Source organism: Pseudomonas sp. LBUM1664, assembly GCF_059695895.1.
Map to the genome: position 1 here is coordinate 673,900 of NZ_CP166791.1, position 12,048 is coordinate 685,947.

The 12,048-nt window shown below is 55.0% G+C and carries 22 protein-coding genes; all 22 read left to right on the top strand.

Annotated features, from left to right (window positions below; all coding sequences use genetic code 11):
* Nucleotides 1-10 precede the first annotated feature (10 nt).
* The 22 genes from rpsC to ACA047_RS03245 all read left to right on the top strand — a co-directional run bounded on the left by rpsC (nucleotide 11) and on the right by ACA047_RS03245 (nucleotide 11,959).
* Nucleotides 11-697 (top strand): 30S ribosomal protein S3, encoded by a 687-nt coding sequence (gene rpsC, locus ACA047_RS03140; protein WP_003176422.1) that lies wholly within the window; start codon nucleotides 11-13, stop codon nucleotides 695-697.
* Nucleotides 698-709: 12 nt separating this feature from the next.
* Nucleotides 710-1,123, top strand: a complete 414-nt coding sequence (rplP, locus tag ACA047_RS03145; RefSeq protein WP_003186052.1) for a 50S ribosomal protein L16 — start codon at nucleotides 710-712, stop codon at nucleotides 1,121-1,123.
* Nucleotides 1,123-1,314, top strand: coding sequence for a 50S ribosomal protein L29 (rpmC, locus tag ACA047_RS03150; protein ID WP_002555481.1), 192 nt, complete (start codon nucleotides 1,123-1,125; stop codon nucleotides 1,312-1,314). The genes rplP and rpmC overlap by 1 nt, the downstream gene beginning before the upstream one ends.
* A 2-nt stretch (nucleotides 1,315-1,316) precedes the next feature.
* The gene (gene rpsQ / locus ACA047_RS03155) at nucleotides 1,317-1,583 is read left to right on the top strand and encodes a 30S ribosomal protein S17 (RefSeq protein ID WP_003176419.1); all 267 of its coding nucleotides are present in this window, start codon (nucleotides 1,317-1,319) and stop codon (nucleotides 1,581-1,583) included.
* A gap of 23 nt (nucleotides 1,584-1,606) precedes the next feature.
* Nucleotides 1,607-1,975: a 50S ribosomal protein L14 gene (rplN, locus tag ACA047_RS03160; protein ID WP_002555479.1), complete on the top strand. Its 369-nt coding sequence runs from the start codon at nucleotides 1,607-1,609 to the stop codon at nucleotides 1,973-1,975.
* An 11-nt stretch (nucleotides 1,976-1,986) separates the two neighbouring features.
* Nucleotides 1,987-2,301, top strand: a complete 315-nt coding sequence (gene rplX, locus ACA047_RS03165) for a 50S ribosomal protein L24 (RefSeq protein WP_007896770.1) — start codon at nucleotides 1,987-1,989, stop codon at nucleotides 2,299-2,301.
* A gap of 20 nt (nucleotides 2,302-2,321) precedes the next feature.
* Nucleotides 2,322-2,861 (top strand): 50S ribosomal protein L5, encoded by a 540-nt coding sequence (rplE, locus tag ACA047_RS03170; RefSeq protein ID WP_003186044.1) that lies wholly within the window; start codon nucleotides 2,322-2,324, stop codon nucleotides 2,859-2,861.
* 13 nt (nucleotides 2,862-2,874) lie between these two features.
* Entirely contained in the window at nucleotides 2,875-3,180 is a 306-nt protein-coding gene (gene rpsN, locus ACA047_RS03175) for a 30S ribosomal protein S14 (protein ID WP_003186042.1), read from the top strand.
* 210 nt (nucleotides 3,181-3,390) lie between these two features.
* Nucleotides 3,391-3,783, top strand: a complete 393-nt coding sequence (rpsH, locus tag ACA047_RS03180) for a 30S ribosomal protein S8 (protein WP_003186040.1) — start codon at nucleotides 3,391-3,393, stop codon at nucleotides 3,781-3,783.
* An 11-nt stretch (nucleotides 3,784-3,794) separates the two neighbouring features.
* A complete protein-coding gene (gene rplF / locus ACA047_RS03185) occupies nucleotides 3,795-4,328 on the top strand; it encodes a 50S ribosomal protein L6 (RefSeq protein ID WP_003176412.1) in 534 nt (177 codons plus the stop codon).
* Nucleotides 4,329-4,338: 10 nt separating this feature from the next.
* Nucleotides 4,339-4,689, top strand: coding sequence for a 50S ribosomal protein L18 (gene rplR, locus ACA047_RS03190; RefSeq protein ID WP_003186037.1), 351 nt, complete (start codon nucleotides 4,339-4,341; stop codon nucleotides 4,687-4,689).
* Between the two features lie 3 nt (nucleotides 4,690-4,692).
* Nucleotides 4,693-5,193, top strand: a complete 501-nt coding sequence (gene rpsE / locus ACA047_RS03195; protein WP_003186035.1) for a 30S ribosomal protein S5 — start codon at nucleotides 4,693-4,695, stop codon at nucleotides 5,191-5,193.
* A 2-nt stretch (nucleotides 5,194-5,195) separates the two neighbouring features.
* On the top strand, nucleotides 5,196-5,372 hold the full coding sequence (gene rpmD / locus ACA047_RS03200; RefSeq protein ID WP_003186033.1) for a 50S ribosomal protein L30: 177 nt from the start codon (nucleotides 5,196-5,198) through the stop codon (nucleotides 5,370-5,372).
* Between the two features lie 3 nt (nucleotides 5,373-5,375).
* Entirely contained in the window at nucleotides 5,376-5,813 is a 438-nt protein-coding gene (gene rplO, locus ACA047_RS03205; RefSeq protein WP_063324140.1) for a 50S ribosomal protein L15, read from the top strand.
* Nucleotides 5,814-7,142 carry a preprotein translocase subunit SecY gene (secY, locus tag ACA047_RS03210; protein WP_030140491.1) on the top strand — a complete coding sequence of 443 codons (1,329 nt, stop codon included), beginning with the start codon at nucleotides 5,814-5,816 and terminating at the stop codon, nucleotides 7,140-7,142. It begins immediately after the preceding gene.
* 30 nt (nucleotides 7,143-7,172) lie between these two features.
* Complete coding sequence (gene rpmJ, locus ACA047_RS03215; RefSeq protein WP_002555468.1) at nucleotides 7,173-7,289, top strand: 50S ribosomal protein L36; 117 nt, start codon at nucleotides 7,173-7,175, stop codon at nucleotides 7,287-7,289.
* A gap of 130 nt (nucleotides 7,290-7,419) precedes the next feature.
* The gene (gene rpsM, locus ACA047_RS03220; protein ID WP_003186020.1) at nucleotides 7,420-7,776 is read left to right on the top strand and encodes a 30S ribosomal protein S13; all 357 of its coding nucleotides are present in this window, start codon (nucleotides 7,420-7,422) and stop codon (nucleotides 7,774-7,776) included.
* A gap of 30 nt (nucleotides 7,777-7,806) precedes the next feature.
* Entirely contained in the window at nucleotides 7,807-8,196 is a 390-nt protein-coding gene (rpsK, locus tag ACA047_RS03225; RefSeq protein ID WP_002555466.1) for a 30S ribosomal protein S11, read from the top strand.
* An 18-nt stretch (nucleotides 8,197-8,214) separates the two neighbouring features.
* Nucleotides 8,215-8,835, top strand: coding sequence for a 30S ribosomal protein S4 (gene rpsD / locus ACA047_RS03230; RefSeq protein WP_497356618.1), 621 nt, complete (start codon nucleotides 8,215-8,217; stop codon nucleotides 8,833-8,835).
* A 22-nt stretch (nucleotides 8,836-8,857) separates the two neighbouring features.
* Nucleotides 8,858-9,859, top strand: a complete 1,002-nt coding sequence (locus ACA047_RS03235) for a DNA-directed RNA polymerase subunit alpha (RefSeq protein ID WP_003186012.1) — start codon at nucleotides 8,858-8,860, stop codon at nucleotides 9,857-9,859.
* 42 nt (nucleotides 9,860-9,901) lie between these two features.
* Complete coding sequence (gene rplQ, locus ACA047_RS03240) at nucleotides 9,902-10,288, top strand: 50S ribosomal protein L17 (RefSeq protein ID WP_003186009.1); 387 nt, start codon at nucleotides 9,902-9,904, stop codon at nucleotides 10,286-10,288.
* Nucleotides 10,289-10,510: 222 nt separating this feature from the next.
* On the top strand, nucleotides 10,511-11,959 hold the full coding sequence (locus ACA047_RS03245; protein ID WP_497356620.1) for a catalase: 1,449 nt from the start codon (nucleotides 10,511-10,513) through the stop codon (nucleotides 11,957-11,959).
* Nucleotides 11,960-12,048: the final 89 nt, after the last annotated feature.

A 12,048-nucleotide genomic window follows, 5' to 3' on the forward strand; every position in this document is an offset into this window, starting at 1 on the left:
AGTCGAAGAGATGGGTCAGAAAGTACATCCCATTGGCATTCGCCTGGGAATCGTCAAGGAGCACACCTCCGTCTGGTACGCAGACGGTCGGACTTATGCGGACTATTTGTTCGCTGATCTGAAGGTGCGTGAGTATCTCCAAGACAAACTAAAAAGCGCGTCCGTCAGCCGTATCGATATCCATCGTCCGGCTCAGACTGCACGTATCACCATCCACACCGCTCGTCCAGGTATCGTTATCGGGAAGAAAGGTGAAGATGTTGAGAAACTGCGTCAGGACCTGACCAAGCAAATGGGTGTGCCTGTGCACATCAATATCGAAGAGATCCGCAAGCCGGAGCTCGACGGTATGCTGGTTGCGCAGAGCGTAGCTCAGCAGCTGGAGCGTCGCGTCATGTTCCGTCGCGCTATGAAGCGCGCTGTACAGAACGCAATGCGCATTGGTGCCAAAGGCATCAAAATCCAAGTGAGCGGTCGTCTCGGCGGTGCTGAAATCGCACGTACTGAATGGTATCGCGAAGGTCGTGTGCCACTGCACACCCTGCGTGCCGACATCGACTATGCCAACTACGAAGCTCACACCACTTATGGTGTGATCGGTGTAAAGGTTTGGATCTTCAAAGGCGAAGTAATTGGTGGTCGCCAAGAAGAGCTGAAACCACAAGCACCAGCGCCTCGTAAAAAAGCTGCTAAGTAAGGGGTACGCCAAATGTTGCAACCAAAGCGTACGAAGTTCCGCAAGCAGATGACCGGCCACAACCGTGGTCTGGCATTGCGCGGTAGCAAAGTCAGCTTCGGCGAGTTCGCGCTGAAGTCTGTTGCTCGTGGTCGTCTCACCGCTCGTCAGATCGAGTCAGCGCGTCGTGCTCTGACCCGTCACGTAAAACGTGGCGGCAAGATCTGGATCCGTGTATTCCCGGACAAGCCTGTCACCAAGAAGCCACTCGAAGTTCGGATGGGTAAAGGTAAGGGTAACGTGGAGTACTGGGTTGCCCAGATTCAGCCAGGCAAAGTCCTGTATGAAATCGAGGGTGTTTCTGAAGAGCTGGCGCGTGAGGCTTTCGCCCTGGCTGCTGCAAAGCTGCCGCTCGCCACCTCCTTTGTTAAACGGACGGTGATGTGATGAAAGCGAATGAACTTCGTGAAAAATCAGCACAGCAGCTGAACGAGCAACTGCTCGGCCTGCTGCGCGACCAGTTCAATCTGCGTATGCAGAAAGCAACTGGCCAGTTGGGGCAGTCTCATCTGCTCTCGCAAGTTAAGCGTGACATCGCTCGCGTGAAAACTGTGCTCAACCAGCAGGCAGGTAAGTGATCATGGCTGAAGCCGAAAAAACTGTCCGTACGCTGACTGGCCGTGTTGTCAGCGACAAGATGGACAAAACCATCACCGTTCTGATCGAGCGTCGCGTTAAGCACCCGATCTACGGTAAATACGTTAAGCGTTCGACTAAGCTGCACGCGCACGACGAAACCAATCAGTGCCACATCGGCGACAAAGTCACTATTCGTGAAACTCGTCCTTTGGCCAAGACCAAGTCTTGGGCGCTGGTTGATGTTCTCGAACGCGCTGTGGAAGTCTAAGGACTAGGGGTCGGAGAAATTATATGATTCAGACTCAATCCATGCTCGATGTGGCCGATAACAGCGGCGCTCGCCGCGTTATGTGCATCAAGGTGCTGGGTGGCTCCCATCGTCGTTACGCTGGTATCGGTGACATCATCAAAGTTACCGTGAAGGAAGCAATTCCTCGCGGTAAGGTGAAAAAAGGCCAAGTGATGACTGCTGTTGTAGTCCGCACTCGTCACGGCGTTCGCCGTGCTGATGGCTCCATTATCCGCTTTGATGGCAACGCTGCTGTTCTTCTGAACAACAAGCAAGAGCCGATCGGCACCCGTATCTTTGGGCCAGTGACCCGTGAACTTCGTACTGAGAAGTTCATGAAGATCGTCTCGCTCGCCCCAGAAGTGCTGTAAGGAGATCCGACATGCAAAAGATTCGTCGTGACGACGAGATCATCGTGATCGCCGGCAAAGACAAAGGTAAGCGCGGTAAGGTGCTTAAGGTTCTCGCTGATGACCGTCTGGTCGTCGGTGGTCTGAACCTGGTTAAGCGTCATACCAAGCCAAACCCGATGTCGGGCGTACAAGGCGGTATCGTCGAGAAAGAAGCGCCACTGCACGCTTCCAACGTCGCCATTTTCAACGGCGAAACCAACAAGGCTGACCGCGTTGGTTTCAAAGTAGAAGACGGTAAGAAAATTCGTGTCTTCAAGTCGACCCAAAAAGCGGTTGATGCTTGAACACTGCTAGGTAGAAGACCATGGCACGACTAAAAGAGATTTACCGGAAGGAAATCGCACCGAAGCTTAAGGAAGAACTTAAGCTTTCGAACGTGATGGAAGTTCCGCGCGTTACCAAAATCACCCTGAACATGGGTCTGGGCGAAGCGATCGGTGACAAAAAAGTCATCGAGCACGCTGTTGCTGACCTGGAAAAGATCACCGGTCAGAAAGTCGTTGTGACTTACGCTCGGAAATCCATCGCTGGCTTTAAAGTCCGTGAAGGTTGGCCGATCGGCGTCAAAGTGACCCTGCGCCGTGAGCGTATGTACGAGTTCCTGGATCGTCTGCTGTCGATCTCCCTGCCTCGGGTTCGCGACTTCCGCGGCCTGAATGCCAAGTCCTTCGATGGTCGTGGTAACTACAGCATGGGCGTTAAAGAGCAGATCATTTTCCCGGAAATCGATTACGACAAGATCGATGCTCTCCGCGGTCTGGACATTACCCTGACCACCACTGCTCGGACGGATGACGAAGGTCGCGCACTGCTGCGCGCTTTCAAATTCCCGTTCCGCAACTGATTGGAGTAGGAAAATGGCCAAGAAGAGCATGAAAAACCGTGAGCTGAAGCGTCAGCTCACTGTTGCCAAGTACGCCACCAAGCGTGCAGCGCTGAAAGCTATCATCGTTGATCTGAACGCAAGTCCAGAAGCGCGTTGGGAAGCTACCGTAGCACTGCAGAAGCAGCCACGTGACGCAAGCGCTTCGCGCATGCGTAACCGCTGCCGCCTGACTGGTCGTCCGCACGGCGTGTACCGCAAGTTCGGCCTCGGCCGTAACATGCTGCGTCAAGCTGCAATGCGTGGTGACGTTCCAGGTCTGGTTAAAGCCAGCTGGTAAGCACTATCAGAGTCTCGGTGTTCGGGATCGCAAGATCCTGACCGCCGGTGACCTTGAACTTGAATCAAGCCCCTTTTGGGGCTTGATTCATTTGTGGGGTGTGTCTAGAATACCCGGCTCGCCTGAGCCCGTGCTTTTTTCGCGCGGATGCGCTCGGCGACACGTAGTAGCCGCGAGGCTAATTTTTTGTGTATTAGGAGCGTCTAGCCCATGAGTATGCAGGACCCGTTAGCGGACATGCTAACTCGAATCCGTAATGCCCAGATGGCTGAAAAGTCCGTCGTAAGCATGCCATCTTCTACATTGAAGGTAGCTGTTGCCAAAGTCCTGAAGGACGAAGGTTACATTGCGGGTTATCAGATCAGCAGCGAAATCAAGCCTCTGCTGTCCATCGAGCTGAAGTACTTCGAAGGCCGTCCGGTCATCGAGGAAGTGAAGCGCGTTAGCCGTCCAGGCCTGCGTCAGTACAAGTCCGTCGATGATCTGCCAAAAGTTCGTGGCGGTCTCGGTGTGTCTATCGTCTCCACCAACAAAGGTGTGATGACGGATCGTGCTGCGCGCGCTGCCGGTGTCGGCGGCGAAGTTCTTTGCACTGTGTTCTAGGGGGGATAAGCATGTCACGCGTCGCTAAGAACCCCGTTAAGCTGCCAGCCGGTGTCGAAGTCAAATTCGCAGGCCAACAGCTTTCGGTGAAGGGTGCCAAGGGCACTCTCGAACTGAACATCCATTCGTCCGTTGAGATCGTTGAAGAAGCTGGTGAGCTGCGTTTCGCTGCTCGCAATGGCGATCAACAAACTCGCGCAATGGCTGGTACCACTCGTGCGTTGGTAAACAACATGGTCCAAGGCGTAAGCCAAGGCTTCGAGCGCAAGCTCCAGCTGGTCGGTGTTGGTTACAAGGCGCAAGCAAAAGGCACAGTGCTGAATCTGGCTCTTGGCTTCTCGCATCCAGTGGATTATGAACTGCCGGAAGGCATCACCGCTGAGACTCCTAGCCAGACCGATATCCTGATCAAGGGCATCGATAAGCAGCTGGTAGGTCAAGTGGCCGCCGAGATCCGCGACTTCCGTCCACCAGAGCCGTACAAAGGCAAAGGTGTGCGCTACGCGGACGAAGTCGTCCGTCGTAAAGAAGCCAAGAAGAAGTAGGGCATAGCAAATGACCGACAAAAAAGTTACTCGACTGCGTCGCGCTCGCAAAGCACGCCTGAAAATGCACGAACTCGAAGTCGTGCGTCTCTGCGTGTTCCGCTCGTCGCAGCACATCTACGCCCAGGTCATTTCGGCCGACGGCAACAAAGTCCTGGCAAGTGCCTCGACTTTGGATAAAGAACTGCGTGATGGCGCCACTGGCAACATCGACGCGGCCACTAAGGTTGGCCAGCTGGTCGCTACGCGTGCTAAAGCCGCTGGCGTCTCGCAGGTGGCTTTCGACCGCTCTGGCTTCAAGTACCACGGCCGCGTCAAGGCGCTGGCTGATGCTGCTCGTGAAGCTGGGCTGGAGTTCTAAGTTATGTCAAATAACGACCAAAAGCGCGACGAAGGCTACATCGAGAAGCTGGTTCAAGTTAACCGCGTAGCCAAAACCGTTAAAGGCGGCCGTATCTTCACTTTCACCGCGTTGACCGTGGTGGGTGATGGTAAGGGCCGTGTTGGCTTCGGCCGTGGCAAGTCGCGTGAAGTGCCTGCTGCGATCCAGAAGGCAATGGAAGCTGCTCGCCGCAACATGATCCAGGTTGATCTGAACGGCACCACTCTGCAGTACGCAATGAAGTCTGCCCATGGCGCTTCGAAGGTGTACATGCAGCCTGCTTCTGAAGGTACCGGTATCATCGCTGGCGGCGCTATGCGTGCTGTCCTCGAAGTTGCTGGTGTTCAGAACGTTCTGGCCAAGTGCTACGGCTCGACTAACCCAGTAAACGTGGTTCACGCCACTTTCAAGGGTTTGAAAGCAATGCAGTCTCCTGAATCCATTGCCGCCAAGCGTGGCAAAAGCGTCAAGGAGATCTTCTGATCATGGCTACCGTAAAAGTTACGCTGATCAAAAGCATGACCGGCCGCATCCCTAACCACAAATTGTGCGTTAAGGGTCTGGGTCTGCGTCGCATCGGTCACACTGTAGAAGTCCTGGATACTCCCGAGAATCGCGGGATGATCAACAAGGCTTACTACATGCTGCGTGTCGAGGGTTAATCGATGAAACTCAATGATCTGAGTCCAGCGCCGGGTTCCCGTCGCGAAAAGCATCGTCCGGGCCGTGGTATCGGTAGTGGTTTGGGCAAGACCGGTGGCCGTGGCCACAAAGGTCAGACCTCCCGCTCCGGTGGCACCATTGCTCCAGGCTTTGAAGGCGGTCAACAGCCGCTGCATCGTCGTCTGCCGAAGTTCGGTTTCGTTTCCCTGAAGGCCATGGACCGCGCAGAAGTGCGTCTGTCCGAGCTGGCTAAAGTGGAAGGCGACATCGTCACCGTGCAGTCCCTGAAGGATGCCAACGTGATCAACCAGAACGTACAGCGTGTGAAAATCATGCTGTCGGGCGAAGTTGCTCGTGCTGTCACCATCGGAAAGGGAATCGGCGCCACCAAAGGTGCGCGTGCGGCTATCGAAGCAGCTGGCGGCAAGTTCGAGGAATAAATGGCTAAGCAAGGTGCTCTCTCTGCGCTCGGCAAAGGCGGTATGTCTGAACTCTGGGCTCGTCTGCGTTTTCTGTTCCTGGCGATTATCGTCTACCGAATAGGCGCACACATCCCGGTTCCAGGTATTAACCCGGACCGACTCGCGGACCTGTTTCGACAGAATGAGGGGACCATTCTTAGCTTGTTCAACATGTTTTCCGGCGGCGCGCTGGAGCGGATGAGCATCTTTGCGCTGGGGATCATGCCGTACATTTCGGCATCGATCATCATGCAACTGATGACAGCCGTCAGCCCGCAGCTGGAGCAGTTGAAGAAGGAAGGTGAAGCTGGCCGTCGCAAGATCAGCCAGTACACCCGCTACGGCACTGTCGTTCTCGCCCTCGTTCAAGCCATTGGCATGTCCATTGGTCTGGCGGGGCAGGGCGTTTCGTTCACTGGTGACTTTAGCTTCCATTTCGTCGCGGTAACCACGTTTGTGGCAGGCGCGATGTTCATGATGTGGCTGGGTGAGCAGATTACTGAGCGTGGTGTTGGCAACGGTATCTCGATGTTGATCTTCGCAGGTATCGTCGCCGGTCTTCCGAGAGCAATTGGGCAGTCTTTCGAGTCTGCGCGTCAGGGTGATATCAACATCTTCGCCCTGGTTGCCATCGGTTTGCTGGCAGTAGCGATTATCGGCTTCGTGGTGTTCATTGAGCGTGGTCAGCGGCGTATTGCTGTTCACTACGCCAAGCGTCAGCAGGGCCGCAAGGTGTTTGCTGCGCAGACCAGCCACTTGCCGTTGAAGGTGAACATGGCCGGCGTAATTCCGGCTATTTTCGCGAGCAGCATCCTGCTGTTCCCGGCTTCGTTGGGTGCCTGGTTCGGCCAGTCTGAAGGTATGGGCTGGTTGCAGGACATCTCGCAGTCGATCGCTCCTGGTCAGCCGTTGAATATTCTGCTGTTTAGTGCAGGGATTATTTTCTTCTGCTTCTTCTATACGGCGTTGATGTTCAATCCGAAAGACGTAGCGGAAAACCTGAAGAAGTCCGGTGCCTTTATTCCGGGCATCCGTCCAGGTGAGCAGTCTGCGCGCTACATTGATGGCGTTCTGACTCGCTTGACCATGTTCGGTGCTCTTTACATGACGGCCGTCTGTCTGCTTCCCCAGTTCCTGGTGGTTGCGGCAAACGTACCGTTCTACCTTGGCGGGACCTCGTTGCTGATCGTGGTCGTGGTTGTGATGGACTTCATGTCCCAAGTACAATCGCACCTCGTTTCGCACCAGTACGAATCCCTGATGAAGAAAGCCAACCTGAAGGGCTACGGCAGCGGCATGTTGCGCTGAGTAGCGTCCATAAGGTTCGAGGAGTTGGTGATGAAAGTTCGTGCATCGGTGAAAAAGCTGTGCCGCAACTGCAAGATTATTCGCCGCGAAGGTGTTGTTCGGGTAATTTGCAGCGCGGAACCGCGTCACAAACAGCGCCAAGGCTGAGTGTGATTGTGCTTTAAGCCCGGCAGCTAGTGCGCTGCCGGGTTGATTATTTGTTATTACAGCGATATTATCTCGCGCCCTATTTCTTGGCTTCCGGGGCGTAGGTAGCTGTCAATTGGAGTCCCACTGAATGGCCCGTATTGCAGGCGTTAACATTCCAGATAACAAGCATACTGTTATCTCGCTGACCTACATCTATGGTGTTGGTCGCACTACTGCACAGAAAATTTGTGCAGTGACTGGGGTCAACCCAGCGGCAAAGATCAAAGATCTGAGCGACGAGCAGATTGAACAGCTGCGTGGCGAAGTGGCGAAGTTCACCACTGAAGGTGACCTGCGTCGCGAAATCAACATGAAAATCAAGCGCTTGATGGACCTCGGTTGCTATCGCGGTCTGCGTCATCGTCGTGGTCTTCCAGTACGCGGTCAGCGTACCAAGACCAACGCGCGTACCCGTAAAGGTCCGCGTAAGCCGATCCGCAAGTAATCGCCCCAGCGAATCGACAGGAATTTAATCATGGCAAAACCTGCTGCTCGTCCTCGTAAAAAAGTTAAAAAGACAGTGGTTGATGGCATCGCCCACATCCATGCTTCTTTTAACAACACCATCGTGACCATTACCGACCGTCAAGGTAACGCTCTTTCCTGGGCTACCTCCGGTGGTTCGGGTTTCCGCGGTTCCCGCAAGTCCACCCCGTTCGCTGCTCAAGTAGCTGCTGAGCGTGCTGGTCAAGCTGCGCTGGAATACGGCCTGAAAAACCTCGACGTCAATGTCAAAGGTCCAGGTCCAGGTCGTGAATCCGCAGTCCGCGCTTTGAACGGCTGTGGCTACAAGATCGCCAGCATCACCGACGTGACGCCAATCCCGCACAACGGGTGCCGTCCGCCGAAGAAGCGCCGCGTGTAATCCAGGAGATTGTAAAGAATGGCTCGTTACATTGGTCCAAAATGCAAACTCGCTCGTCGCGAAGGCACCGATCTCTTTCTGAAGAGCGGCGTGCGCGCGATCGAATCGAAGTGCAACATTGAAGCAGCACCTGGTATCCACGGCCAACGCCGCGGTCGCCAGTCCGATTACGGCACCCAACTGCGTGAAAAGCAGAAGGTCCGTCGTATCTACGGCGTTCTCGAGCGTCAATTCAGCGGCTACTACAAAGAAGCTGCTGGCAGGAAAGGTGCAACCGGCGAAAACCTGTTGCAACTGCTCGAATGCCGTCTGGACAACGTTGTATACCGTATGGGTTTCGGTTCTACTCGTGCCGAATCTCGTCAGCTGGTATCGCACAAGTCGATCAGCGTTAACGGTCAGACCGTAAACGTTCCGTCCTACCAGGTTCGTGCTGGTGACGTGGTTGCTGTTCGCGAGAAAGCAAAAAACCAACTTCGCATTGTCCAAGCTCTCGATCTGTGTGCCCAACGTGGCCGCGTAGAATGGGTAGAAGTAGACACTGAGAAGAAGTCGGGCGTTTTCAAGAACGTTCCTGCTCGCAGTGATCTGTCCGCCGACATCAACGAAAGCCTGATTGTCGAGCTCTACTCCAAGTAAGGGCTAGAAAATAGGTGCATCCATGCAGATTTCGGTAAATGAGTTCCTGACACCCCGCCATATTGATGTGCAGGTTGTCAGTCCAACCCGCGCCAAGATCACACTCGAGCCTCTCGAGCGTGGTTTCGGCCACACCCTGGGCAACGCGCTGCGACGCATCTTGTTGTCCTCTATGCCCGGCTGTGCAGTAGTCGAGGCCGAGATTGACGGTGTGCTCCACGAGTACAGCGCCATCGAAGGTGTACAGGAAGACGTAATTGAAATCCTGTTGAACCTTAAAGGTCTGGCTATCAAGCTGCACGGTCGTGACGAAGTTACGCTGACCTTGTCGAAGAAGGGTTCGGGGGTGGTTACCGCTGCCGATATTCAGCTGGATCATGATGTCGAGATCGTTAACCCCGATCACGTAATCGCTAACCTGGCGTCTAACGGCGCCCTGAACATGAAGCTCACCGTAGCTCGTGGTCGTGGTTATGAACCGGCAGACTCGCGTCAGAGCGATGAAGACGAAAGCCGCAGCATCGGTCGCTTGCAGCTTGACTCTTCGTTCAGCCCGGTTCGCCGTATCGCATACGTGGTGGAAAACGCCCGTGTCGAACAGCGTACCAACCTGGACAAGCTGGTTATTGATCTGGAAACCAACGGTACCCTGGATCCTGAAGAGGCCATTCGCCGCGCTGCAACCATCCTGCAACAGCAGTTGGCTGCGTTCGTCGACCTCAAAGGTGACAGTGAGCCAGTGGTTGTTGAGCAGGAAGACGAGATCGATCCGATCCTGCTTCGCCCGGTTGACGATCTGGAACTGACTGTACGTTCGGCTAACTGCCTTAAGGCGGAAAACATCTACTACATCGGTGACCTGATTCAGCGTACCGAAGTAGAGCTGTTGAAGACTCCGAACCTTGGCAAGAAATCCTTGACTGAAATCAAGGACGTTCTGGCCTCCCGCGGTCTGTCCCTCGGCATGCGCCTCGACAACTGGCCGCCTGCAAGTCTTAAGAAGGACGACAAGGCGACTGCCTGATCGTCGTAATCACCGAACGTTGTGTTTGGTAAGGAATGAACCATGCGTCATCGTAAAAGTGGTCGTCACCTGAGCCGCACCAGCTCACACCGCAAGGCCATGTTCCAAAACATGGCGGTGTCGCTGTTCGAGCACGAGCTGATCAAAACTACACTGCCGAAAGCCAAAGAACTGCGCCGCGTTGCTGAGCCGCTGATCACTCTGGCCAAGACAGATAGCCTGGCTAACCGCCGTCTGGCTTTCGACCGTACTCGTTCGAAAGCTATCGTTGGTAAGCTCTTCAACGACCTGGGCAAGCGTTACGCTACCCGTGAGGGTGGCTACCTGCGCATCCTCAAGTGCGGTTTCCGCGCTGGCGACAACGCGCCTATGGCGTACGTCGAGTTGGTTGATCGTGCTACCAGCGGTGAAGCTGTATCCGCTGAGTAAGACTGCGACATACAAAAAACCGGGCCTTGTGCCCGGTTTTTTGTGTCCGGTCGAAAAGTGAAATGACGCTTTGCCTGGCTTCGCTATTGGCAAGGCATCGCTGTTAGATAATTACTATCGATACCCATGATTTAATGAATTTGGATACTGTCACTAACATGTTCGATACTCCTTTCCAGCCGATTAGCCGGCAGTTCGAAGACCGACCTAGGAAGATTGAACATGAGCCAGACCAAAACGCTTACGACCGCCAGCGGCGCTCCTGTCGCCGATAACCAGAACTCACGTTCCGCCGGCCCGCGCGGCCCTCTGTTGCTCGACGATTTCCACCTCATCGAGAAGCTTGCTCATTTCAACCGCGAGAACATTCCCGAGCGCCGTGTGCACGCCAAAGGGTCGGGTGCTTACGGCACATTTACCGTTACTCGGGATATCACTCAATACACCAGCGCCAAGTTGTTCGAGTCGGTCGGCAAGCAAACGCCAACCTTCCTGCGGTTCTCCACCGTGGGTGGTGAGCGCGGTTCTGCCGACACTGAGCGCGACCCACGTGGCTTTGCATTGAAGTTCTACACCGAGGAAGGCAACTGGGACATTGTTGGCAACAACACGCCGGTATTCTTCATTCGCGATCCGCTGAAGTTTCCAGACTTCATTCACACCCAGAAGCGTCTGCCGCAAAGCAACCTGAAAAGCGCCCAGGCGATGTGGGATTTCTGGTCGCACTCGCCTGAGGCGTTGCACCAGGTCACCATTTTGTTCTCGGATCGTGGCATTCCTGATGGCTACCGTCACATGCACGGCTTCGGCAGCCATACCTACAGCCTGATCAGCGCCCAAGGTGAGCGTCACTGGGTGAAGTGGCACTACAAGACCAAGCAGGGGATCAAGAACCTGGCACCGGCCGAGGCATCGCGTCTGGCGGGTACTGACCCGGATTACGCTCAGCGTGACCTGTTCAATGCGATCGAGCGCGGTGATTTTCCGAAATGGAGTGTCTGCATCCAGATCATGACCGAGGCTCAGGCAGCAGCGCATTACGAGAATCCGTTCGACGTGACCAAAACCTGGTCGCAGAAAGAGTTTCCGTTGATCGAAGTCGGTGAACTCGAACTCAACCGTAACCCGCTGAACTACTTTGCCGAGGTCGAGCAGGCGGCGTTCGGGCCGAGCAACATGGTGCCGGGCGTTGGCCTTTCACCGGATCGCATGCTGCAAGGCCGTGTATTCGCCTACGCCGATGCGCACCGCTACCGCGTCGGTACCAACCACCAGCAATTGCCAGTGAATGCCCCGCGCAACCCGGTCAACACCTACCAGCGCGATGGCGCCATGGCGTTTGGCAACAATGGCGGTGCGGCACCGAACTACGAGCCTAACAGCTACATCGAGACGCCGAAGCAGGCCCCGCGTTATGCCGAGCCGGCACTGGCCCTCGATGGGGCGGCGGGTCGTTACGATCATCGCGAAGACACCGACTACTACAGCCACGCCGGTGCGCTGTTCCGGTTGATGAACGATGAGCAGAAGGCCTTGCTGATCAGCAACATCGCTGGCGCGATGGGCGGTGTGTCGTCGGATGTCGTTGACCGTCAGTTGCAGCACTTCTTCCGGGCGGACGCCGCTTATGGAGAAGGCATCGCAAAAGCGCTGGGTGTACAGCTTAACTAAGTCTAAACGAGAAGCAGAACCGCCCTCATTTGGGCGGTTTTTGCGTTATTTCACCCTGTTTTCTCGGATTTTCTTCGCTTTTGTTGCGA

Coding starts and splice junctions, on each gene's coding strand:
- rpmC (WP_002555481.1), top strand. CDS start 1,123: ATGAAAGCGAATGAACTTCGTGAAAAATCAGCACAGCAGCTGAACGAG.
- rplX (WP_007896770.1), top strand. CDS start 1,987: ATGCAAAAGATTCGTCGTGACGACGAGATCATCGTGATCGCCGGCAAA.
- rpmJ (WP_002555468.1), top strand. CDS start 7,173: ATGAAAGTTCGTGCATCGGTGAAAAAGCTGTGCCGCAACTGCAAGATT.
- rplR (WP_003186037.1), top strand. CDS start 4,339: ATGACCGACAAAAAAGTTACTCGACTGCGTCGCGCTCGCAAAGCACGC.
- rpsE (WP_003186035.1), top strand. CDS start 4,693: ATGTCAAATAACGACCAAAAGCGCGACGAAGGCTACATCGAGAAGCTG.
- secY (WP_030140491.1), top strand. CDS start 5,814: ATGGCTAAGCAAGGTGCTCTCTCTGCGCTCGGCAAAGGCGGTATGTCT.
- rplQ (WP_003186009.1), top strand. CDS start 9,902: ATGCGTCATCGTAAAAGTGGTCGTCACCTGAGCCGCACCAGCTCACAC.
- rplE (WP_003186044.1), top strand. CDS start 2,322: ATGGCACGACTAAAAGAGATTTACCGGAAGGAAATCGCACCGAAGCTT.
- rpsK (WP_002555466.1), top strand. CDS start 7,807: ATGGCAAAACCTGCTGCTCGTCCTCGTAAAAAAGTTAAAAAGACAGTG.
- rpsQ (WP_003176419.1), top strand. CDS start 1,317: ATGGCTGAAGCCGAAAAAACTGTCCGTACGCTGACTGGCCGTGTTGTC.
- rpsC (WP_003176422.1), top strand. CDS start 11: ATGGGTCAGAAAGTACATCCCATTGGCATTCGCCTGGGAATCGTCAAG.
- rplN (WP_002555479.1), top strand. CDS start 1,607: ATGATTCAGACTCAATCCATGCTCGATGTGGCCGATAACAGCGGCGCT.
- rpsM (WP_003186020.1), top strand. CDS start 7,420: ATGGCCCGTATTGCAGGCGTTAACATTCCAGATAACAAGCATACTGTT.
- rpsD (WP_497356618.1), top strand. CDS start 8,215: ATGGCTCGTTACATTGGTCCAAAATGCAAACTCGCTCGTCGCGAAGGC.
- ACA047_RS03245 (WP_497356620.1), top strand. CDS start 10,511: ATGAGCCAGACCAAAACGCTTACGACCGCCAGCGGCGCTCCTGTCGCC.
- rplF (WP_003176412.1), top strand. CDS start 3,795: ATGTCACGCGTCGCTAAGAACCCCGTTAAGCTGCCAGCCGGTGTCGAA.
- rpsN (WP_003186042.1), top strand. CDS start 2,875: ATGGCCAAGAAGAGCATGAAAAACCGTGAGCTGAAGCGTCAGCTCACT.
- rpmD (WP_003186033.1), top strand. CDS start 5,196: ATGGCTACCGTAAAAGTTACGCTGATCAAAAGCATGACCGGCCGCATC.
- rplO (WP_063324140.1), top strand. CDS start 5,376: ATGAAACTCAATGATCTGAGTCCAGCGCCGGGTTCCCGTCGCGAAAAG.
- rplP (WP_003186052.1), top strand. CDS start 710: ATGTTGCAACCAAAGCGTACGAAGTTCCGCAAGCAGATGACCGGCCAC.
- rpsH (WP_003186040.1), top strand. CDS start 3,391: ATGAGTATGCAGGACCCGTTAGCGGACATGCTAACTCGAATCCGTAAT.
- ACA047_RS03235 (WP_003186012.1), top strand. CDS start 8,858: ATGCAGATTTCGGTAAATGAGTTCCTGACACCCCGCCATATTGATGTG.